This is a genomic window from Streptomyces mutabilis, from assembly GCF_046628145.1.
Taxonomy (GTDB): Bacteria; Actinomycetota; Actinomycetes; order Streptomycetales; family Streptomycetaceae; genus Streptomyces; species Streptomyces mutabilis.
The window spans coordinates 7,782,277-7,796,254 of sequence record NZ_CP176874.1 but is presented as its reverse complement, the minus strand read 5'-3'; the positions used below and the strand labels follow the sequence as shown (position 1 = coordinate 7,796,254).

The 13,978-nt window shown below is 68.0% G+C and carries 13 protein-coding genes and 3 pseudogenes; 8 read left to right on the top strand and 8 right to left on the bottom strand.

Going from position 1 to position 13,978, the window contains the following annotated elements; genetic code table 11:
- Window positions 1-553 precede the first annotated feature (553 nt).
- The gene (locus ACLIN4_RS35060; protein ID WP_289912993.1) at window positions 554-1,405 is read right to left on the bottom strand and encodes an enoyl-CoA hydratase/isomerase family protein; all 852 of its coding nucleotides are present in this window, start codon (window positions 1,403-1,405) and stop codon (window positions 554-556) included.
- Between the two features lie 42 nt (window positions 1,406-1,447).
- On the opposite strand from ACLIN4_RS35060, the gene ACLIN4_RS35055 reads away from it, so the two are divergent.
- A complete protein-coding gene (locus ACLIN4_RS35055) occupies window positions 1,448-1,852 on the top strand; it encodes a winged helix-turn-helix transcriptional regulator (RefSeq protein ID WP_190077023.1) in 405 nt (134 codons plus the stop codon).
- Between the two features lie 6 nt (window positions 1,853-1,858).
- On the opposite strand, the pseudogene ACLIN4_RS35050 reads toward ACLIN4_RS35055, so the two are convergent.
- A pseudogene (locus tag ACLIN4_RS35050) lies at window positions 1,859-2,405 on the bottom strand (transposase family protein); the annotation flags it as partial.
- Between ACLIN4_RS35050 and ACLIN4_RS35045 the strand changes: the two are divergent.
- The 4 genes and pseudogenes from ACLIN4_RS35045 to ACLIN4_RS35030 form a co-directional block, all read left to right on the top strand.
- Window positions 2,401-3,163, top strand: a pseudogene (locus ACLIN4_RS35045) (TniB family NTP-binding protein); the annotation flags it as partial. The pseudogenes ACLIN4_RS35050 and ACLIN4_RS35045 overlap by 5 nt on opposite strands.
- Window positions 3,164-3,396: 233 nt before the next feature.
- Window positions 3,397-4,863, top strand: a complete 1,467-nt coding sequence (locus ACLIN4_RS35040) for a Gfo/Idh/MocA family protein (RefSeq protein ID WP_411576589.1) — start codon at window positions 3,397-3,399, stop codon at window positions 4,861-4,863.
- On the top strand, window positions 4,788-5,156 hold the full coding sequence (locus ACLIN4_RS35035; protein ID WP_411576588.1) for a transposase: 369 nt from the start codon (window positions 4,788-4,790) through the stop codon (window positions 5,154-5,156). Before ACLIN4_RS35040 ends, ACLIN4_RS35035 begins: the two co-directional genes overlap by 76 nt.
- A gap of 180 nt (window positions 5,157-5,336) precedes the next feature.
- A complete protein-coding gene (locus ACLIN4_RS35030; protein WP_289912991.1) occupies window positions 5,337-5,477 on the top strand; it encodes a hypothetical protein in 141 nt (46 codons plus the stop codon).
- 70 nt (window positions 5,478-5,547) lie between these two features.
- On the opposite strand, the gene ACLIN4_RS35025 is transcribed toward ACLIN4_RS35030, so the two are convergent.
- Window positions 5,548-6,108 carry a hypothetical protein gene (locus ACLIN4_RS35025; RefSeq protein WP_411576587.1) on the bottom strand — a complete coding sequence of 187 codons (561 nt, stop codon included), beginning with the start codon at window positions 6,106-6,108 and terminating at the stop codon, window positions 5,548-5,550.
- A gap of 770 nt (window positions 6,109-6,878) precedes the next feature.
- Window positions 6,879-7,169 (bottom strand): hypothetical protein, encoded by a 291-nt coding sequence (locus ACLIN4_RS35020; protein ID WP_411576586.1) that lies wholly within the window; start codon window positions 7,167-7,169, stop codon window positions 6,879-6,881.
- Window positions 7,170-8,470: 1,301 nt separating this feature from the next.
- Between ACLIN4_RS35020 and ACLIN4_RS35015 the strand changes: the two are divergent.
- The 3 genes and pseudogenes from ACLIN4_RS35015 (at window position 8,471) to ACLIN4_RS35005 (ending at window position 10,085) form a co-directional block, all read left to right on the top strand.
- A pseudogene (locus tag ACLIN4_RS35015) lies at window positions 8,471-8,925 on the top strand (DUF4259 domain-containing protein).
- Window positions 8,926-9,058: 133 nt separating this feature from the next.
- The gene (locus tag ACLIN4_RS35010; RefSeq protein ID WP_411576585.1) at window positions 9,059-9,583 is read left to right on the top strand and encodes a hypothetical protein; all 525 of its coding nucleotides are present in this window, start codon (window positions 9,059-9,061) and stop codon (window positions 9,581-9,583) included.
- A 223-nt stretch (window positions 9,584-9,806) separates the two neighbouring features.
- A complete protein-coding gene (locus ACLIN4_RS35005) occupies window positions 9,807-10,085 on the top strand; it encodes a hypothetical protein (protein WP_289912983.1) in 279 nt (92 codons plus the stop codon).
- Between the two features lie 358 nt (window positions 10,086-10,443).
- On the opposite strand, the gene ACLIN4_RS35000 is transcribed toward ACLIN4_RS35005, so the two are convergent.
- From ACLIN4_RS35000 to ACLIN4_RS34985, 4 genes are all read right to left on the bottom strand, one after another.
- Window positions 10,444-10,821 (bottom strand): fic family toxin-antitoxin system, toxin component, encoded by a 378-nt coding sequence (locus ACLIN4_RS35000; RefSeq protein ID WP_289912980.1) that lies wholly within the window; start codon window positions 10,819-10,821, stop codon window positions 10,444-10,446.
- The gene (locus ACLIN4_RS34995) at window positions 10,821-11,060 is read right to left on the bottom strand and encodes a hypothetical protein (protein WP_289912978.1); all 240 of its coding nucleotides are present in this window, start codon (window positions 11,058-11,060) and stop codon (window positions 10,821-10,823) included. The genes ACLIN4_RS35000 and ACLIN4_RS34995 overlap by 1 nt, the downstream gene beginning before the upstream one ends.
- Before the next feature lie 901 nt (window positions 11,061-11,961).
- Window positions 11,962-12,696, bottom strand: a complete 735-nt coding sequence (locus ACLIN4_RS34990; RefSeq protein ID WP_411576584.1) for a hypothetical protein — start codon at window positions 12,694-12,696, stop codon at window positions 11,962-11,964.
- Window positions 12,697-13,240: 544 nt separating this feature from the next.
- Window positions 13,241-13,441, bottom strand: a complete 201-nt coding sequence (locus tag ACLIN4_RS34985) for a hypothetical protein (protein ID WP_289912974.1) — start codon at window positions 13,439-13,441, stop codon at window positions 13,241-13,243.
- Window positions 13,442-13,978: the final 537 nt, after the last annotated feature.

Genomic DNA, 13,978 nt, shown 5'->3' with positions numbered 1-13,978 from the left:
TGAGAATGGCTATCCCGACGGTGAATCCGATAACCGCGGAGCTGTCCGACCGGGCTCTGTGATCCCGGTCTTCTTCCAGGGGAGCTGGCCCTCGACGAATACGTGCGCCTGCGCGAGGACGAGCGCTGGGGGGCCTGACCGCCGCGGCCGGCGGCGGCTCGTACTCCCCGGCCGATCCCGCCCCGCTGCTGCTGCACCCGGGCACCATCCCCGATCCCCGTCTCAGCTCCTTTTACCTCGCCAACCCCGCCGAGACCACGCTCGCCGCCGCCCAGCTCGTCTTCGGTGACATACTCGCCACGCACCGAGCCTGCGCTTCGTGCCAACCCTGGCCCGGGTGCAGACGGTGATCCGCCAGCGTCTGCGGGTGAGCCTGTGGGTGGCGTCGGTCATCACTCTGCCGCCACCGGATCCGATCACCAAGCCTCACACCGAACTCATCCCGAAACAATCGGTTTCACAGAGTTGGAGGCGGCACGAACAGTCGTTCGTCCCGAATTACCGAACGGGCCGTACGGACAACTTCTGCAGTGCACCCACGCAGGGCGATTCGTTACAAATGTCGGACGAGGTTCGCGCGCAGCACCTTTTCGAGGTTCAGCTCCACCTCGCGCGTGTGAACCCCGGCCGCGAGCGCTGCCCGGGCAAGCTCTCCAGACGCGGGAGTGAACGTTTCGCCGAGCAGGCGGTTCTCCGCGCGCAGTGCGTCCTCAAGCGCGCCGTCGGCCGCGTCGATTGCTTCGATAGTCGCAGCGCGGACACCGTCGGGCAGAGACGCGATGGTCAGTGCGACCCACTCAACATACTCATCCAGTTCTGCGGCGGGCAGAGCTCGGTTCACCCAACCCCACCGCTCGGCAGTCGCCGCGTCGACGAGCCCGCCTGTCAGCACGATCTCGAGAGCGCGAGCACGACCCACGAGGCGGGGCAGGTGAGCAGTTGCACCGGCTCCAGGGACGATGCCGATCAGTGCCTCGAACTGGCCGAACGCCGCAGTCTCGAGAGCCGCGAATCGCAGATCCAGACTGGAGACCAGCTCGGCTCCACCGCCACGGGCGAGTCCCGCGACCTTGGCGATGGTGGTCTGAGGCAGACGCCGCCAGCGTTCATGAAGCCGCATCATCGGGCCCGTCCCGACAAGCGTCTCCTCCGCTACCGGGAGGGCGGCGTAGCTCGCGGGGTCCTCCACGAATGACAGGTCGCCGTGCGCCAGGAAGAACTCCGGATTAGCGCTCTGGACCACGATGACGTGCAGATCGGGATCATTCTCGGCCGATGCAGCGACGGCGTCCAGGTCGATCATGAGCTGCGCCGTCATCAGGTTGACGGGTGGAACATCAATCGAGACCCATAGCACTCCGTCCTGGCGCTTGAGATTGAGGCTGGGTAGGGACTGTTCGGTCATGAGATTCCCTCGGGTTGCCGGTATCTCTGGTATACCTGGTACATGGCAGGTACTTCAAAGAAACCTGGTATCCGCGAAGATCGGGCCGGTCACGAGACCATCGTTGGCCCGCAGCGCGAGCTCCTGGATCAGCTGCTGGACAAGTGGGGTCATCTGCTGCTGGCCGCGTTGTGCCGGCAGCCGCGACGCTTCAACGAGCTCAAGAGAGAGCTCGATGGGGTCACTCAAAAATCGCTGACGCAGGCACTGCGACGGTTGGAACGCAACGGCCTCGTCGAGCGCCGGGTACTGATGCAACGCCCCGTTGCTGTGGAGTACCGGATCACACCGCTGGGCCGCACGCTTGAAGAGCCCTTCTCGATCCTGCGCTCCTGGACCGCCGACCACCTCCCCGAAGTCGAACGACACAGGGAGGCATTTGACAAAGGCGTGGACACCCTTCACTGAGCCTCTTCAACGTTGCCGCTCCAGGTGAGGACGGCCTTGCGATTGACGTCATGCGGTTCGGACTGCATCGAGCTCTGCGGAAGATCCGCCAGGCCTTCAGACGGGCGACTCCGCGTTCGACCGGCGCGCGTGCCGTAGCCAGCGCCCGGTTCAGGGTCTTCTCGGTGGGCGTGAGGTCTTGCAGCGGCCTGCGTTCGATGCCCGTGGTCAGCCAGGGGCCGCCGCCCTGGTAGGCAAGATCGGCAAGGACAGGGACGCCCAGGCGCTCACCAATCCGGATGATCCGGTGGGTGCGCGCGGCGGTCAGGTCGTGTGCTCGGCCCGGTAGGGCCGGCGAGATCCACCGCAGCCGGCCAGCCGGGTCGGTGACCACTTGGACGTTCACTCCGTGCCGGCGGTGCTTCTGGGAGTAGTCCGCGCGCGAGTCGCCGCCCCGCTCGCATTCGGCGAGGGTGCCGTCCAGCAGGACGAAGTTGGGGTCGGTCTCGCGCAGGACCTTTAGCAGGTCCGGCGCGCGATCGGTGAGCAACCTCTGCACGGGCGCCGCAGTGGCTCGGATCCCGCAGGACGGCACCGACCTCGCCCCTCCCCCGCCCGGCGCGCCACTCCGCAGCCTTGAGGAACGCCTGGCCTACCACTCGCGGTTCGTCATCGTGCGCACCCCGGCCCTCGACGCCCTCGCCAGGAACGTGCGCGCCCTGATAATCCTCGGCCGCCACCAAGCCGTCACCGCACGGCCGTCCCTCATCGTCACCGTCCCCGCTGGCGCCGGGAAGACCACCGCCTTGCTCCAGGTCGGGCGCGCCTGTCACCTCGCCCACGCCCGCCGCCACGGCCCCACAGCAGCGGCCAGGCAGGTCCCTGTCACCTACGTCCTGGTCCCGCCTGCCGCCAGCGCCAAGACCCTCGCCACCGAGCTCGCGGCCGCTACCTCGGCATCCCCGTCTCCGCTGGCATGTCCCAGGCCCAGATCACCAACGCGGTCTGCCACACCTACACCACCGCAGGCGTCCAGCTGGTGATGATCGACGAAGTCCACCGGCTCAACCCACGCACCACCACCGGCGCCCAGACCGCGGACCTGCTCAAAGACCTCACCGAACGCATCGGCGCCACCTTCGTCTACGCCGGCATCGACGTCACCACTGGTCACGGGGTCCGCGGCGCCCAGCTAGCACCTCCCTCATCGCCTGCGCCGCCTTCCCCGCCCGTCTCGGCGACAGCGAATCCTTCCGCGACCTCGTCAAAGCCATGGACAGCGCACTCGACCTGCGCCACCACCGGCCCGGAACCTCCCCCAGCTGGCCCCCTGCCTGCTGGTGGACCCGCCCCGTGAGCGGCCAGCCCTCGCCTCCTCCACCACCGCCACCAGCCGGGCGAGCAGCTCTGCCACGGCGTTTCGCCCTGGTGTTCCGCCACTTCGTCCCCCAGATCACCCAGCTTCTCCAGCGGGTGTCGCAGGTGCGAATCCTGCCGGGGCACAGGAAGAAGGGCCAGCTCACGAAGGATCTCCTCCCAGGCCGACCCTACGTCGTGTCCAAGACGTGCGCTCCGATCAGTCCCTTTACCTGCTGCGCTTTCACGCTGGGAAACCCGCTGCGCGGGAAAGACATTCGGAAGAGGATGTCTGTATGCGGGTAGGAATAGTCGGACTCAGCATGGGGCTTCACCTGACGGACTGGTGCCGCAAGGTGGGCTTGGAGGTCGTGGCGGCATGCGACCGCGACCCCGAACGCCGTGCCGTGGCGCGGGCGCAGTTACCCGAAGCAGCGCTCGTGGAACAGTGGCAGGAGTTACTGGAGCACCATCTAGACGGGGTCGTCCTGGCCAACGATTTCGACGAACACGCGCCATTGGCCATCGCGTTCCTGGACCGTGGGGTGCATGTGCTGTCCGAGTCGGCGGCGTGCGTGGACGCCGCGGAAGGCGAGCGGCTCATCGCGGCGGCGGACAGGTCGTCCGCGACCTATTCCTTCGCCGAGAACTACGTGGCCCATCCGCATGTCCGTCTCCTCCGGCAGGCGATCGAGGGCGGAGAGCTGGGCCGGATCAGCCTCATCGAAGCGGACTATCTGCACGGCATGTCCCCGGACGAGGTCGCGAGCCTGATCGGTGATCCGGCGCACTGGCGCGGGCGCATCGCTCCCACAGCGTACTGCACGCACACCGTCTCACCAATACTGGCCCTCACGAAGGCCTGGCCGGGGGAGGTGTCGGCCTTCTCGGTGGACGAGGCGGATCCACGCGCCGCGGTCGTCATGGCTGTGCGGCTGTCCACCGGCGCACTGGCCCTCACTCGGCACGGGTTCCTCCAAGGCGAGGCCGACAGCCACTGGAGCTGGATCTCCGTACGCGGCACCAAAGCGCTGGCCGAGTCCGTCCGGGCCACCGGCGAACGGTCCTGGTCTGTGCGTGTCAGGGCGGAGGGCTGGGCGGCCCCGGAGGGCCACGCACGCGAGGAGGAACGTACCCCTCCGCCCTTCACCCTCGCCGGGGAACCCGTGGCACGCGGGGCCGAGGGCACCGTACGGGTACTGCGCGCCTTCCGGGCCACGATGGAGCACGGAGAGCAGCCGCTGGTACCGGTACGGCCTGCCGTGGCCGCGTCACTGGTTCGGCGTGGCCGGCGCGGAGTCCCTCGCCAACGGTTCTCGCCCGGTCCCAGTACCTGTTATGACGACCGGCCCACAACGAGCCACGGCTCAGGCAGATCCCGACATCCACAGCTGACATTAACGACACCGGACGGGAAGGTACGCCGGCATCTCCGTCCGGTCGTCGCACCGACCACCGACAGCAGCCTCAACCGTCCCGCATCGAACTCCCAAAGCGGTGCTCCCCCCATCGACAGTGGACTCAACCTTCCTCTGCCTCTACCAGGCGGTTCGTTAGATCAGTCGGTCGTTGGTCCGGGTGTGCCGTTGACTGGTGCACAGTGGGCGCGGATCGAGCCGTTGCTCCCGGAGCGGACCCCGCAAGGGGTGGCCGCTGGCGCGACCATCGTGAGGTAATCGACGCGATCGCCTTCAAGTTCCAGACCAGTATTCAGTGGGTGCTCCGGGAGAAGTACGGCAACTGGCGGGGCGTCTACAACCGGCTGCGGATGTGGGCCGCCGATGACACGTGGGAGCGGGTGTTCACCGCCCTGGTGGCCCAAGCCGACGTGGACGACGACGTCAGGTGGGCCGTCTCGGTGGACTTCACCGTCGTGCGGGCTCACCAGCATGCGGCCGGCGCCCACGAAAAGGGGCCCCGGCCCACGAGCCGGACGATCACGTCATCGGCCGGTCCCGCGGCGGACTGACCACGAAGATCCCCATGGCGGCCGACGGCCGGTGCTGGCCGCGGGTGTTCGTCCACACCGCTGGCCGGGCATCTCCACGACCCGGTGGTCCATACGGCCGGTCAGGAGAATCGCCAGGACCATCGCGTACTCGCGCCGTACCTCGGGTGTGAAGCAGGCGGCAGTCCGGGCTTCGCCATCGTGGAAGCCTCCGCTGCCGACGACCCAGTGCGGCTGCGGGAGATGCGGGAGAACCACCATCCCTTTGTCACTGAGTGGCGGGCCGTCGACAACGAACTGGACGGCATCGCCCGCGCCAGCGGGCTGGGCATGGACGACTGATCGGGCCGCGGCCTGGCGGCTACAGCGCATCGAGGGTTGCGCATCCGGCCTGTAGCGCCGCGCCGTTTCGCTATTCCGCGACGTTGGAAACGGCTGGCTCCGGGCTTCCCCGGCGGGCCGCACCTTCGACATAGGGGCGCAGCGCCTTGATGATCTTTTCCGGGTCTATGTCCTCGCGAACGTGAGCCGGACGGTTATCGGGAGAGTAGTTCAACGCGCCTGGGCAGAGCCCTTGCCCCTCGACTACGAAACGGGTGATCACCTCAGAGGTCTTCGCTGCGAGCAGCAGGTAGGTGGCCCGGGCCTGGATCAGCCGTGCCTCGCCATATCCCCGGTAGTCGCACTTGATGTCCGTGAGAGTGACGGGTTCCACGTACTCGCAAACGACCAGCTGCGCGGTGTACGGCTCGCTGTCGGGTGTCGTCCAGTGAGGAGGCAGGGTCTCATCCATCTGGAAACGAAGATCGACCGAATGCGGGCCCGGCCCGGAATACGGCTTCGCGTCTTCGGTGTAGGTCGTGGGGTACACCCCTCGCCCGGACGCAGCAGACGCTGGGCACGGGTCAGTGGGCAGGACGGTTGAGCTGGGCTCAAACGCCGTACCGTCCACCACCAGGACGACCATGGTCACGGCAGGAACGATGATCAAAGGGGCGAGAACCGCCGGTCTTATCCTGAACATCGCCCCTCCGTGATACACGTCAGCGACAGCGGCGAGCCGGACGAGATGACTCGCCGGTGCCCAATGGGGCAGGCGCTCGCGCTGTCGTCCTCGCCCATGCTGGCTGCCCAACTTTCCTGGCAAAATACCCAGCTTCGCTGAACTGTCTGCCATCGCAGTTGGACCGCTGACGGGTCTCCCCGCACTGGGTGGCCGTCCGATCAGTGACCACAGGACCGTGGGGCAATTGTCAGTCATGAGGAGATGGCGCAAGCGGATCGGCGCGGCGGTGGCGACGGGAGTCGTGGTGAGCGTCGTCATAACTCTGGTGGGCGACCAATCGTGGGGGTGGGACTTCGCAGCCCGTTCCCTGATCCTCTCGGTGCTGTACGCGTTGTTCGGTCCTGTGATAGCACGCTCTCGACGGCATGCCGAGGAGCGGGAGGGATATCCAGGAGGCGCGGCGCGGTCGACGCTGACGAAGTCGGCAGCCTCGCGTCACTGCTCAAGCGTGCAGCGCTCGTGGGCGCTCTGGCCACGACTCGGGCGATGATCTCAGCGGGGCCCGGGCGGGTGGCGAAGGCGGCCCATCCCGCCCGGTGTGGGCAAGCCGCCATCAGCGGGGTGACTTGCCCACGCCGGCGCCGCGTCTACCGGCGGCGCCCGAACAGGCCGCGGCCCTTCCTCGCCCTCTCCTCCGCTTCGGCCGCCTCCCGAGCCGCGGCTTCCTCCGCCTGGCGTCACGCGGCCTGCTCCGCCTGCACCTGTTCCCAGTGTTCGTGCAGGCACGGTTCGCAGAGATCGCGGTGCTGCTGCGCCGGGTGGCGCCGGATCGAATCCCAGCGGTCGTCGGTGAACTTCGCTCCGCAGCACCTGCACACGGGCCGCTGCGCCTCGCGGGCCGCGGTTTCACGCTCCTTCTGGCGGCTGCGGGCCTGCTCCTCCTGCACCACGTACAGCCGGTCACCGTCGGGGTTGTCCAGGTCCTCGGTCAGCGTCTGCCACTCATCGCGCCCGAGCCTGCGCCACACCCTCCCCGCCGCCCCATCAGGATCGGCCGTGATCCGCTCCAGCTCGGTGACGGACCACGGACACCGCCTGGTTGTAGTCGACGGCCGTGATGTCCCCGCCCGGGTACGGGGTGCCGGCGAAGTAGGAACGGGTTCGGGCGGGGTCTGTAGGCTGGTGTGCGTGCTGGCGGCGGTTTCGTCGGTGGCTGTTGGTTGAGGGCCGGTGGTGTGCCGGGGCGCTCCTTGTGAGCGGCTCTCCGCCGGCCCTTTCGACTGTCTCTTCCACTGCTGGACCTGGCGCGGGCTGCGGAGCCTGACGACCTTAACGCCGCGGTCGGCGGTCTCGGCGACCTGGCGAGCGTAACGGGGCCGGTTGCTGCGGTACTTGCGGACGGCGATATGCAGCAGCGACCGACAGGTGCAATGCACGAGACCTCGCCCAGTACGAGCATGGCCATGGCCCACGTCCGGGAGACAGAAGCGCAGACCGCACCTCCGCGCCCTCCCAGGCGGGCGGGACGTGGATCTCCCGGACGGTATCGATCAGGTCGGGGAACCGGCCCTCCCGGCGTGCCTTGGCTAGCTGCGCCGCTGCCGGAGCTCCAGTGGACAGTGAGGCCGGCTGTCACGGCGTCGAGGTCTCGGAGCAGGTGGAGTGCGAAGCCGGTGAGGCCGGACAGCTGGCCGGCGTCGACTGCGTCGACCCAGGTGGGGAGCCTGGAGTCGAGGCTGACGCAGTCGTCCTCGGCCAAGGTCGTGGGGTGGCGGGGGAGCCAGCCAGTCACCTGCCTTACCGTCGGCGGCCCTGGCGGTGCGGCGGCGGGAGCCTCGCGCAAGGCGGTGATCTAACCAATCCCTCGCAATTCGCCAGTACCCCGCGTGGTGACGAGATGGGTCCCCAGCCGACCCGCGACGCTGACCGTGATCGAACAGCTCCGGCTCAAGACCATCCCAGCCAACTGCCCTGAACTCGGCGCCCTGACCGGTCACGTCCGGTCCTTCGCCCCCATGCTCACCGAACGCCAGGGGCGAACAACTCCCGCAGTGGCTCGACGCCGTCCGCCAGGACGACCTTCCCAGCCTCCACACTTTCGCGGCCGGCATCGACCGCGACCGCGACGCCGTCATCGCCGGCCTGACGCTGCCCTGGAACTTCTGAGTCGTCGAAGGCCACGTCAACCGGATCAACTTGCTCAAGCGCCAGATGCTCGGCCGTACTGGCTCCGCACTGCTCCGCAAGCGGGTCCTCCTCGCCTCGTGACCGATGCCAGTGGCTCCTGGAACCATGCCTTCGTCCGCGACAGCCCTATCAGGAGCAGTGCATGGGAACGTGGGGAACCGGTCCCTTCGACAGCGATCTCGCCGCAGACTTCGTCGATGAACTCGAAAGACTCACCCACCAGCAGGTCATCGAAGTGCTGGAGCGGACATTCCAGCGAGTCACCACTCGGGAGAACGCATCGACAGCGGAGACGGAGCCGAAACCGTTGCCGCCGGTGCCCTCGTCGCGAGCACCCTCCCGGACAGTCCCATCGTGACTGACCCGGACGACAGCCCCAGGGAACCGCTGCCCGAGCTGCCAGCCTCCCTGCGCGCGTCGGCGAGACTCGCACTGGACCGGGTTCTCCAGGAGGGATCAGAGATGGCAATCGGCTGGGTGGACAGCGCAGACGCTGAGCAGTGGCGCCAAGAAGTACGGCAGATCCTCCGAGTACTCGGACACCCAATGATCACTAACCGTGACCGCTTCACGGAAGTGCCAGAACCCGAGAACTGACAGCAGTTGTTCAACAGTTTCGACAGCGCGGAGCGGTCTGACATCTTCGACCGACGGTGGCCTGATGACACCTGTCAGAACTCGGGCCTAAGGTGTGCCGGTGATCTTCAAAAGTAAGCAGAAGGCTGCGGACTTGGCCACCGTCATGTCAGAGCTGGAGCAGGCAGTGGCCGCTCGCGACGGTGGCCGCACCGAGCGTGCGTTCAAAGCGGCGATGAGTGGTCTGCAGTCGGCGACGGGCACCGAATGTGTGCCGGTGGGACCCCGGTTGGCCGCGCTGCTCCCCGCCTTTCCGCCCGCCGGTCCGCGCCCGATGCTGGCAACGATGGCTGGCTTCTGCGTGGAACGTGGTGCCGATCCGGTGGCCTGTGCGGAGCCGATCCTCGACGGCACCCACCGGGACCTTCTCGATGCCCTGGAGTTCGCCCGCCGCTGGTCCGCCGCCGGTGCCGGGGACGAACTGCCGAAGGCCGACGAGGAGATCATCGACGACGCGCTGATGGCACGGCTGGGTGCGAGGCACACGAGGCATTGCGGCTGGCGCTGGCCTGGTCCTCGGTCGAGCAGTGGCAGTCCCCCGCGTTGGCCGTGCTGTGCCGCAGCACCGAGGTACGCCGTCGGCACGCATCCGCGCTCCTCCCCGCCTGCCGCGACCTGACGGCCATGGAGCGGCACGACCTCAAGTGCCTGGCCTACGCGCTGGCGATCTTGGACGACGAGCCGCTCGTGGTGTTGCACCGGCCCACCAGGACCGGGTTCGAAGTGCGCATCGGGGGCATCGGGGACAACTTCCAGTTGCACACGCTGCTCGCCCACGTGCTCGTCGGCGGCGGCCACCTGCCCGGTACCCCCCCCCGTCGACGGAGAGCGTCCGCCTGGCCATGGACCCCGAGCCCGCCCAGGGGCACACCGGGGCCGTCGCGACCGGGGCCTTCGAACTCCTCGCCCCGGACGGGGAGCGGATCTGGAACGAGGGGCTGCCCGACGACATCCCCGTTGTGGAGGGACACCGCCTACTCGTGCTGGACGAGCCGATGTACCCGCGCAGTTGGAACGCCGACCGGTTCTTCCCGATGCTGCCGGCGACGGCCGAGCTGACTCGTGTGATGTCCGCCGACGAGGTCCAGACGTGGTTCGCCTACACCTGCTGGACGAGCTGACTCACGGGGCGGGGGCGGGCAGCGGCCGGTAGGCACCGTCTGCGCGGGCCTGCTCGATCTCGCTGAAGAGGGGCAGGAGGTAAGCGCCGTTGAAGGCCTGTGTGCTCATTCCCGACCACGGTAGAAGCCACGAGGCCTTGAGAGGTAGCGAATTTGTGTGCTGCCCACGGCCGGGAGCGTTCATCGGCGGGGAGCTGCCGGTGAACGGGGCCCGCGTGACGATCATCCCCCGACGGAGAGACCACGCTCTCGCACGGCCGGTGGTCAGCCGCTCTCTAGGCATCCGGTCGGCCACCGACCGAGGTGTTCCTCTCCTCGATTCATCACAGGGGCGGGCGCCAGGCGGACCCTGCGGGCATCAAGTGGAGGTGGGCCAGGTCCGCAGCAGAGCGGCGATCTTCCCGGCGGTGCAGGCGGGGTCGAGGAGCAGGTCCTTGAGGGCGACGGCGTCCTTGCGATCGGGCTTGACGGAGATCCCAGCGGCTTCGAGGTACATGACGCCGGACGCTGCGGCGACGGCCATGTTGGAGCGCTCGAGCCAGCGGCAGCGGCCCAGGGTGTGCACCAGGGCGGCGCCTTTGGCGTAGGGGCCGTCGTAGACGGGGTGCTCGAACAGCTCGGCCCGGTGGCGGGCGACTGCCGAGACAGGGACGCCGTAGTCGTCGGGGGCCGGGTCGTCCGCTCCGGCGGCCTCGGCGACCTGCAGGATCCAGGGGACGTCGATGTGCAGGTCCATCAGGCCGCGCGTGCTCCGCGGGGTGCCTGCTGCTGGGCCTCAGCTTCATCGAAGACCGCCTGGTGGTCGGCCAAGAACCGGGCGGCCGCCCCCACCGCTCGGGCACGCAGCCCGCTGACGTCGTCCTGCACCAGCCGCGCGAGGTAGTCCCCGATACTCAGTCCCAGGTCGGCGGCGCGCTTCTTCGCGAGTTCCGCGACGTCCTCGTCTACGCGGGCGCCCAGCTGTGTCTTCGCCATACCAGCATGGTAACAGCTGTTACCGCCATTGGGGGGCCGTCCAAAGAACATTGCACGGGCGCCGCTGCGGCTCGGATCCCGCAGGACGGCACCGACCTCGTCCCTCCCCTACCTGAAGGACGTCGCCGTCACCGTGTCTCGTGACGGCGGTTCGGGGTCGCCGTGCCCCGGCCGCTCACCTGGACCGTCGCGGCGGACGGCACGCTCCGCCACCGACCCCCACGACCGCAAGGACACATGCCTGCACCGTCACGCACTCCGCTACGCGGACCACCTGCCTGCCACGGCCACCGAGACTGACGTCCTGACCGCCACGAGGCCTCATCTGACGCAACAACTCATCGAGCACGTGAGGTATCGGCACGGCTCTCCCCCGCCAGCTCATCGGCCGCCTTGCCCTCGTTCAGCCGTCGCGCACCCGCGGTCCTCACCGCAGATATCCGCGCGGTCATCCTTGAGTACCTGGTCGGCCACTCACGCAGCACCCCGCTCAAACAGTGAAACCATCCACTACTAGGACGACGAAGGCCCCACCCGCAGGTGCACCACGCCGGCCCGCCTCGACGCTCCCACCGAAACCCCTCCCAACCACTCCGGCTCGCCTGAACCGCTGCCCTGTAACAGCCCGTCTTCAAACCCGCCGAGTCGAGAGCGGAACGGTGCACTACCCCGTAGGGCGCCCGGAAACTCTCCGCAACGGCCACTGCGAGACCCCTGCGAGCAAGAGGCGACGTGCGCACCCGCGTCCTCCACTGTGACGCGTGCACGAGATCAGCACAGATTCAAAGATGGGTCTGGGAGTCCTGTGACACGCGCTACCGAGACCCTGGGAGTAGCCGCCACGGCCGGGCAGGACATCTTGCCCAGCCGTGACCTCCGTCCGGACGTCAGAACAGGCGCCTCACTCGGTCGCCTTCCGCAAGGCAGGCCGCAGAGCTTGCTCAACGAGGTCGGGTGAACCGTCCAGCAGAACCGTGGTCCACCCTCGCGTGACCGCGACGGTCATCCTGCGCTCACGCGATCCGCCCACGCGGTCCGTCGCAACGCGCTCGTAACCGTAAGCTACGCCCTCCACGTCCACATCAACCCTCCGCGTCGTCACGTCGAGCTCGGCGTTGCCCTTGTCACCGAGGCTGATGAGTTCGGTGTATGAGGGACACGCGGTCAGCACGGCAAACAGCTTGCTCACGCGACCCAACATCGACGCGGGCATCTGGCTGTACAGCCGCTGGGTCAGGAACTCGCCGTCGCGGGTGAACACCGCCTCCGCGGTGCGCCTGGTCCCCAACACCTTTTCGATCGGACCGTAGATGCCGTACGGCTCCAACTCCTCACAGTCCTGTGGCCCTCCCCCCTGGACCAAGGAGTCGCCGGCGTCCTTCTTTGTGCTCAGGGAACGGGTTTCCTTCCCTAGGTCCGAAGCATCCAGCAGCAGCGGTTTCAGATCCTCGGTCCCCAAGAGCGTCGATGTGGGCGCCGGACCCGGCGCAGCGCTCCTGCCCTCGGCTCCGCCGCTGGTGCATCCCATGAGCGCTACCAGCACAGTGGCACCGACGGCAGCTTTGTGTCCCCGCCGCACCCTCGGCCCGACTGCAGCACTGCTCAAGCGGCTCCGCCCCGACGCACGCTCGCTCATCGCACCTCAACTCCTGCCTCGCTCCACGGATCTCCCCACCACTCTGCAACCGGCAGCCGCGTCCGCACAGCGTCTCCCCCAAGATGCGCCCAGCCTCCCGCCTCGCCCGGTGCCAGACCAGTTCGAATTGGGCAGGGGACACGGGGATTAGGCTGAAGTGCACCAAGGGCGTCCCGCCCGCAACGAGCACACCGGGACACCTTGCTGCGAGGTTCGTACGAGCACGGTGAGGCGTTGGAGTGCGAGCTGAGCAGCCTTGACCAGCATGGCTCGGGCGAGGCCGACTGGGTGGACCCATACGGAGACACGTTGTTCAACAGATAGGAAGCTGGAGCCGCTCGCCTAGAGATCGGCCAACCTGTCCCAGAGCACCGGTACGGTTCTGTGACGGCGTCGGCTCGCAAGCTAGGGCTCGGCACAGGTTGGTGAACATGGGGTGCGGCAGCCTCCAGGTCATGGCTGATGCCTTTCACACCCCGCTCGCTCTGTGCGCTGCGCGCCCGTCCGCTACGTCTCGTCTGTGTGGCGGACCGGTCCGGGATGGTCAGTGCGGCACTTCCTCGCCGTTCGGGCCAAAGCGGTCCGCCCCGTACGTGTCCGGGCGTCCGACGGTAGCAAGGTAGCGGGTGCACAGGTTCGCGCCCACTGCGCAGCGTGTGTGGCCGCATTCGGTGCAGCGCATGAGATGGTCCAGGTAGGCGGCGTAATGGGCACCGTACGGGTAGGCGTCCCAGTCGATGGCCATGCGCACGCTCCCCGCGCCCGTCGTTCCTCTTCGCGAAGAACGCTACGCTGCTGCCTGCGTCTCGGTGTGCAATTGCATGCTTCTTGGCTTGAATGCGACGGCTGGGTCAGGCGGCACGCAAACCGTGTGGCAGGCCGCCGCGCCCCGGCCGGCCATAGGTATCGGTCAGCATGCGCTATGCCTGGCCACAGTGCTCCGCCACGCTGGCCTGCCCCCTCACCACGCTCCGCCACGGGCCGCGGGGGAGGGCGGCCGAGGCTGTGGGGCGACAAGCCGGGATAGGTGCTGTTCCAACTGACCGTCGCGTCACAGGGCGGCTGGGGCAGGAGCATCTCAGCCGGACGGCGGCTACGGCAGCCAGCCGGTCCCTCGCCTCTCGGGGGCGGATGTTCGCCTCCCGTCATTGTTGTGCCTGAGCGGATCGCTTCGTCAGTGCTGGAGTCGTGCACGGCCGGCCGCCAGGCTTCGACCGAGGGACCTCCCGGCGGGGCAACATGATCGAGCGCTGCTTCAACCGGCTCAAGGGCTCCCGCGGCA

Coding starts and splice junctions, on each gene's coding strand:
- ACLIN4_RS34995 (WP_289912978.1), bottom strand. CDS start 11,060: ATGGCGAAGACACAGCTGGGCGCCCGCGTAGACGAGGACGTCGCGGAA.
- ACLIN4_RS34990 (WP_411576584.1), bottom strand. CDS start 12,696: ATGAGCGAGCGTGCGTCGGGGCGGAGCCGCTTGAGCAGTGCTGCAGTC.
- ACLIN4_RS35055 (WP_190077023.1), top strand. CDS start 1,448: ATGGCAGGTACTTCAAAGAAACCTGGTATCCGCGAAGATCGGGCCGGT.
- ACLIN4_RS35005 (WP_289912983.1), top strand. CDS start 9,807: ATGGACCCCGAGCCCGCCCAGGGGCACACCGGGGCCGTCGCGACCGGG.
- ACLIN4_RS35060 (WP_289912993.1), bottom strand. CDS start 1,405: ATGACCGAACAGTCCCTACCCAGCCTCAATCTCAAGCGCCAGGACGGA.
- ACLIN4_RS35000 (WP_289912980.1), bottom strand. CDS start 10,821: ATGGACCTGCACATCGACGTCCCCTGGATCCTGCAGGTCGCCGAGGCC.
- ACLIN4_RS34985 (WP_289912974.1), bottom strand. CDS start 13,441: ATGGCCATCGACTGGGACGCCTACCCGTACGGTGCCCATTACGCCGCC.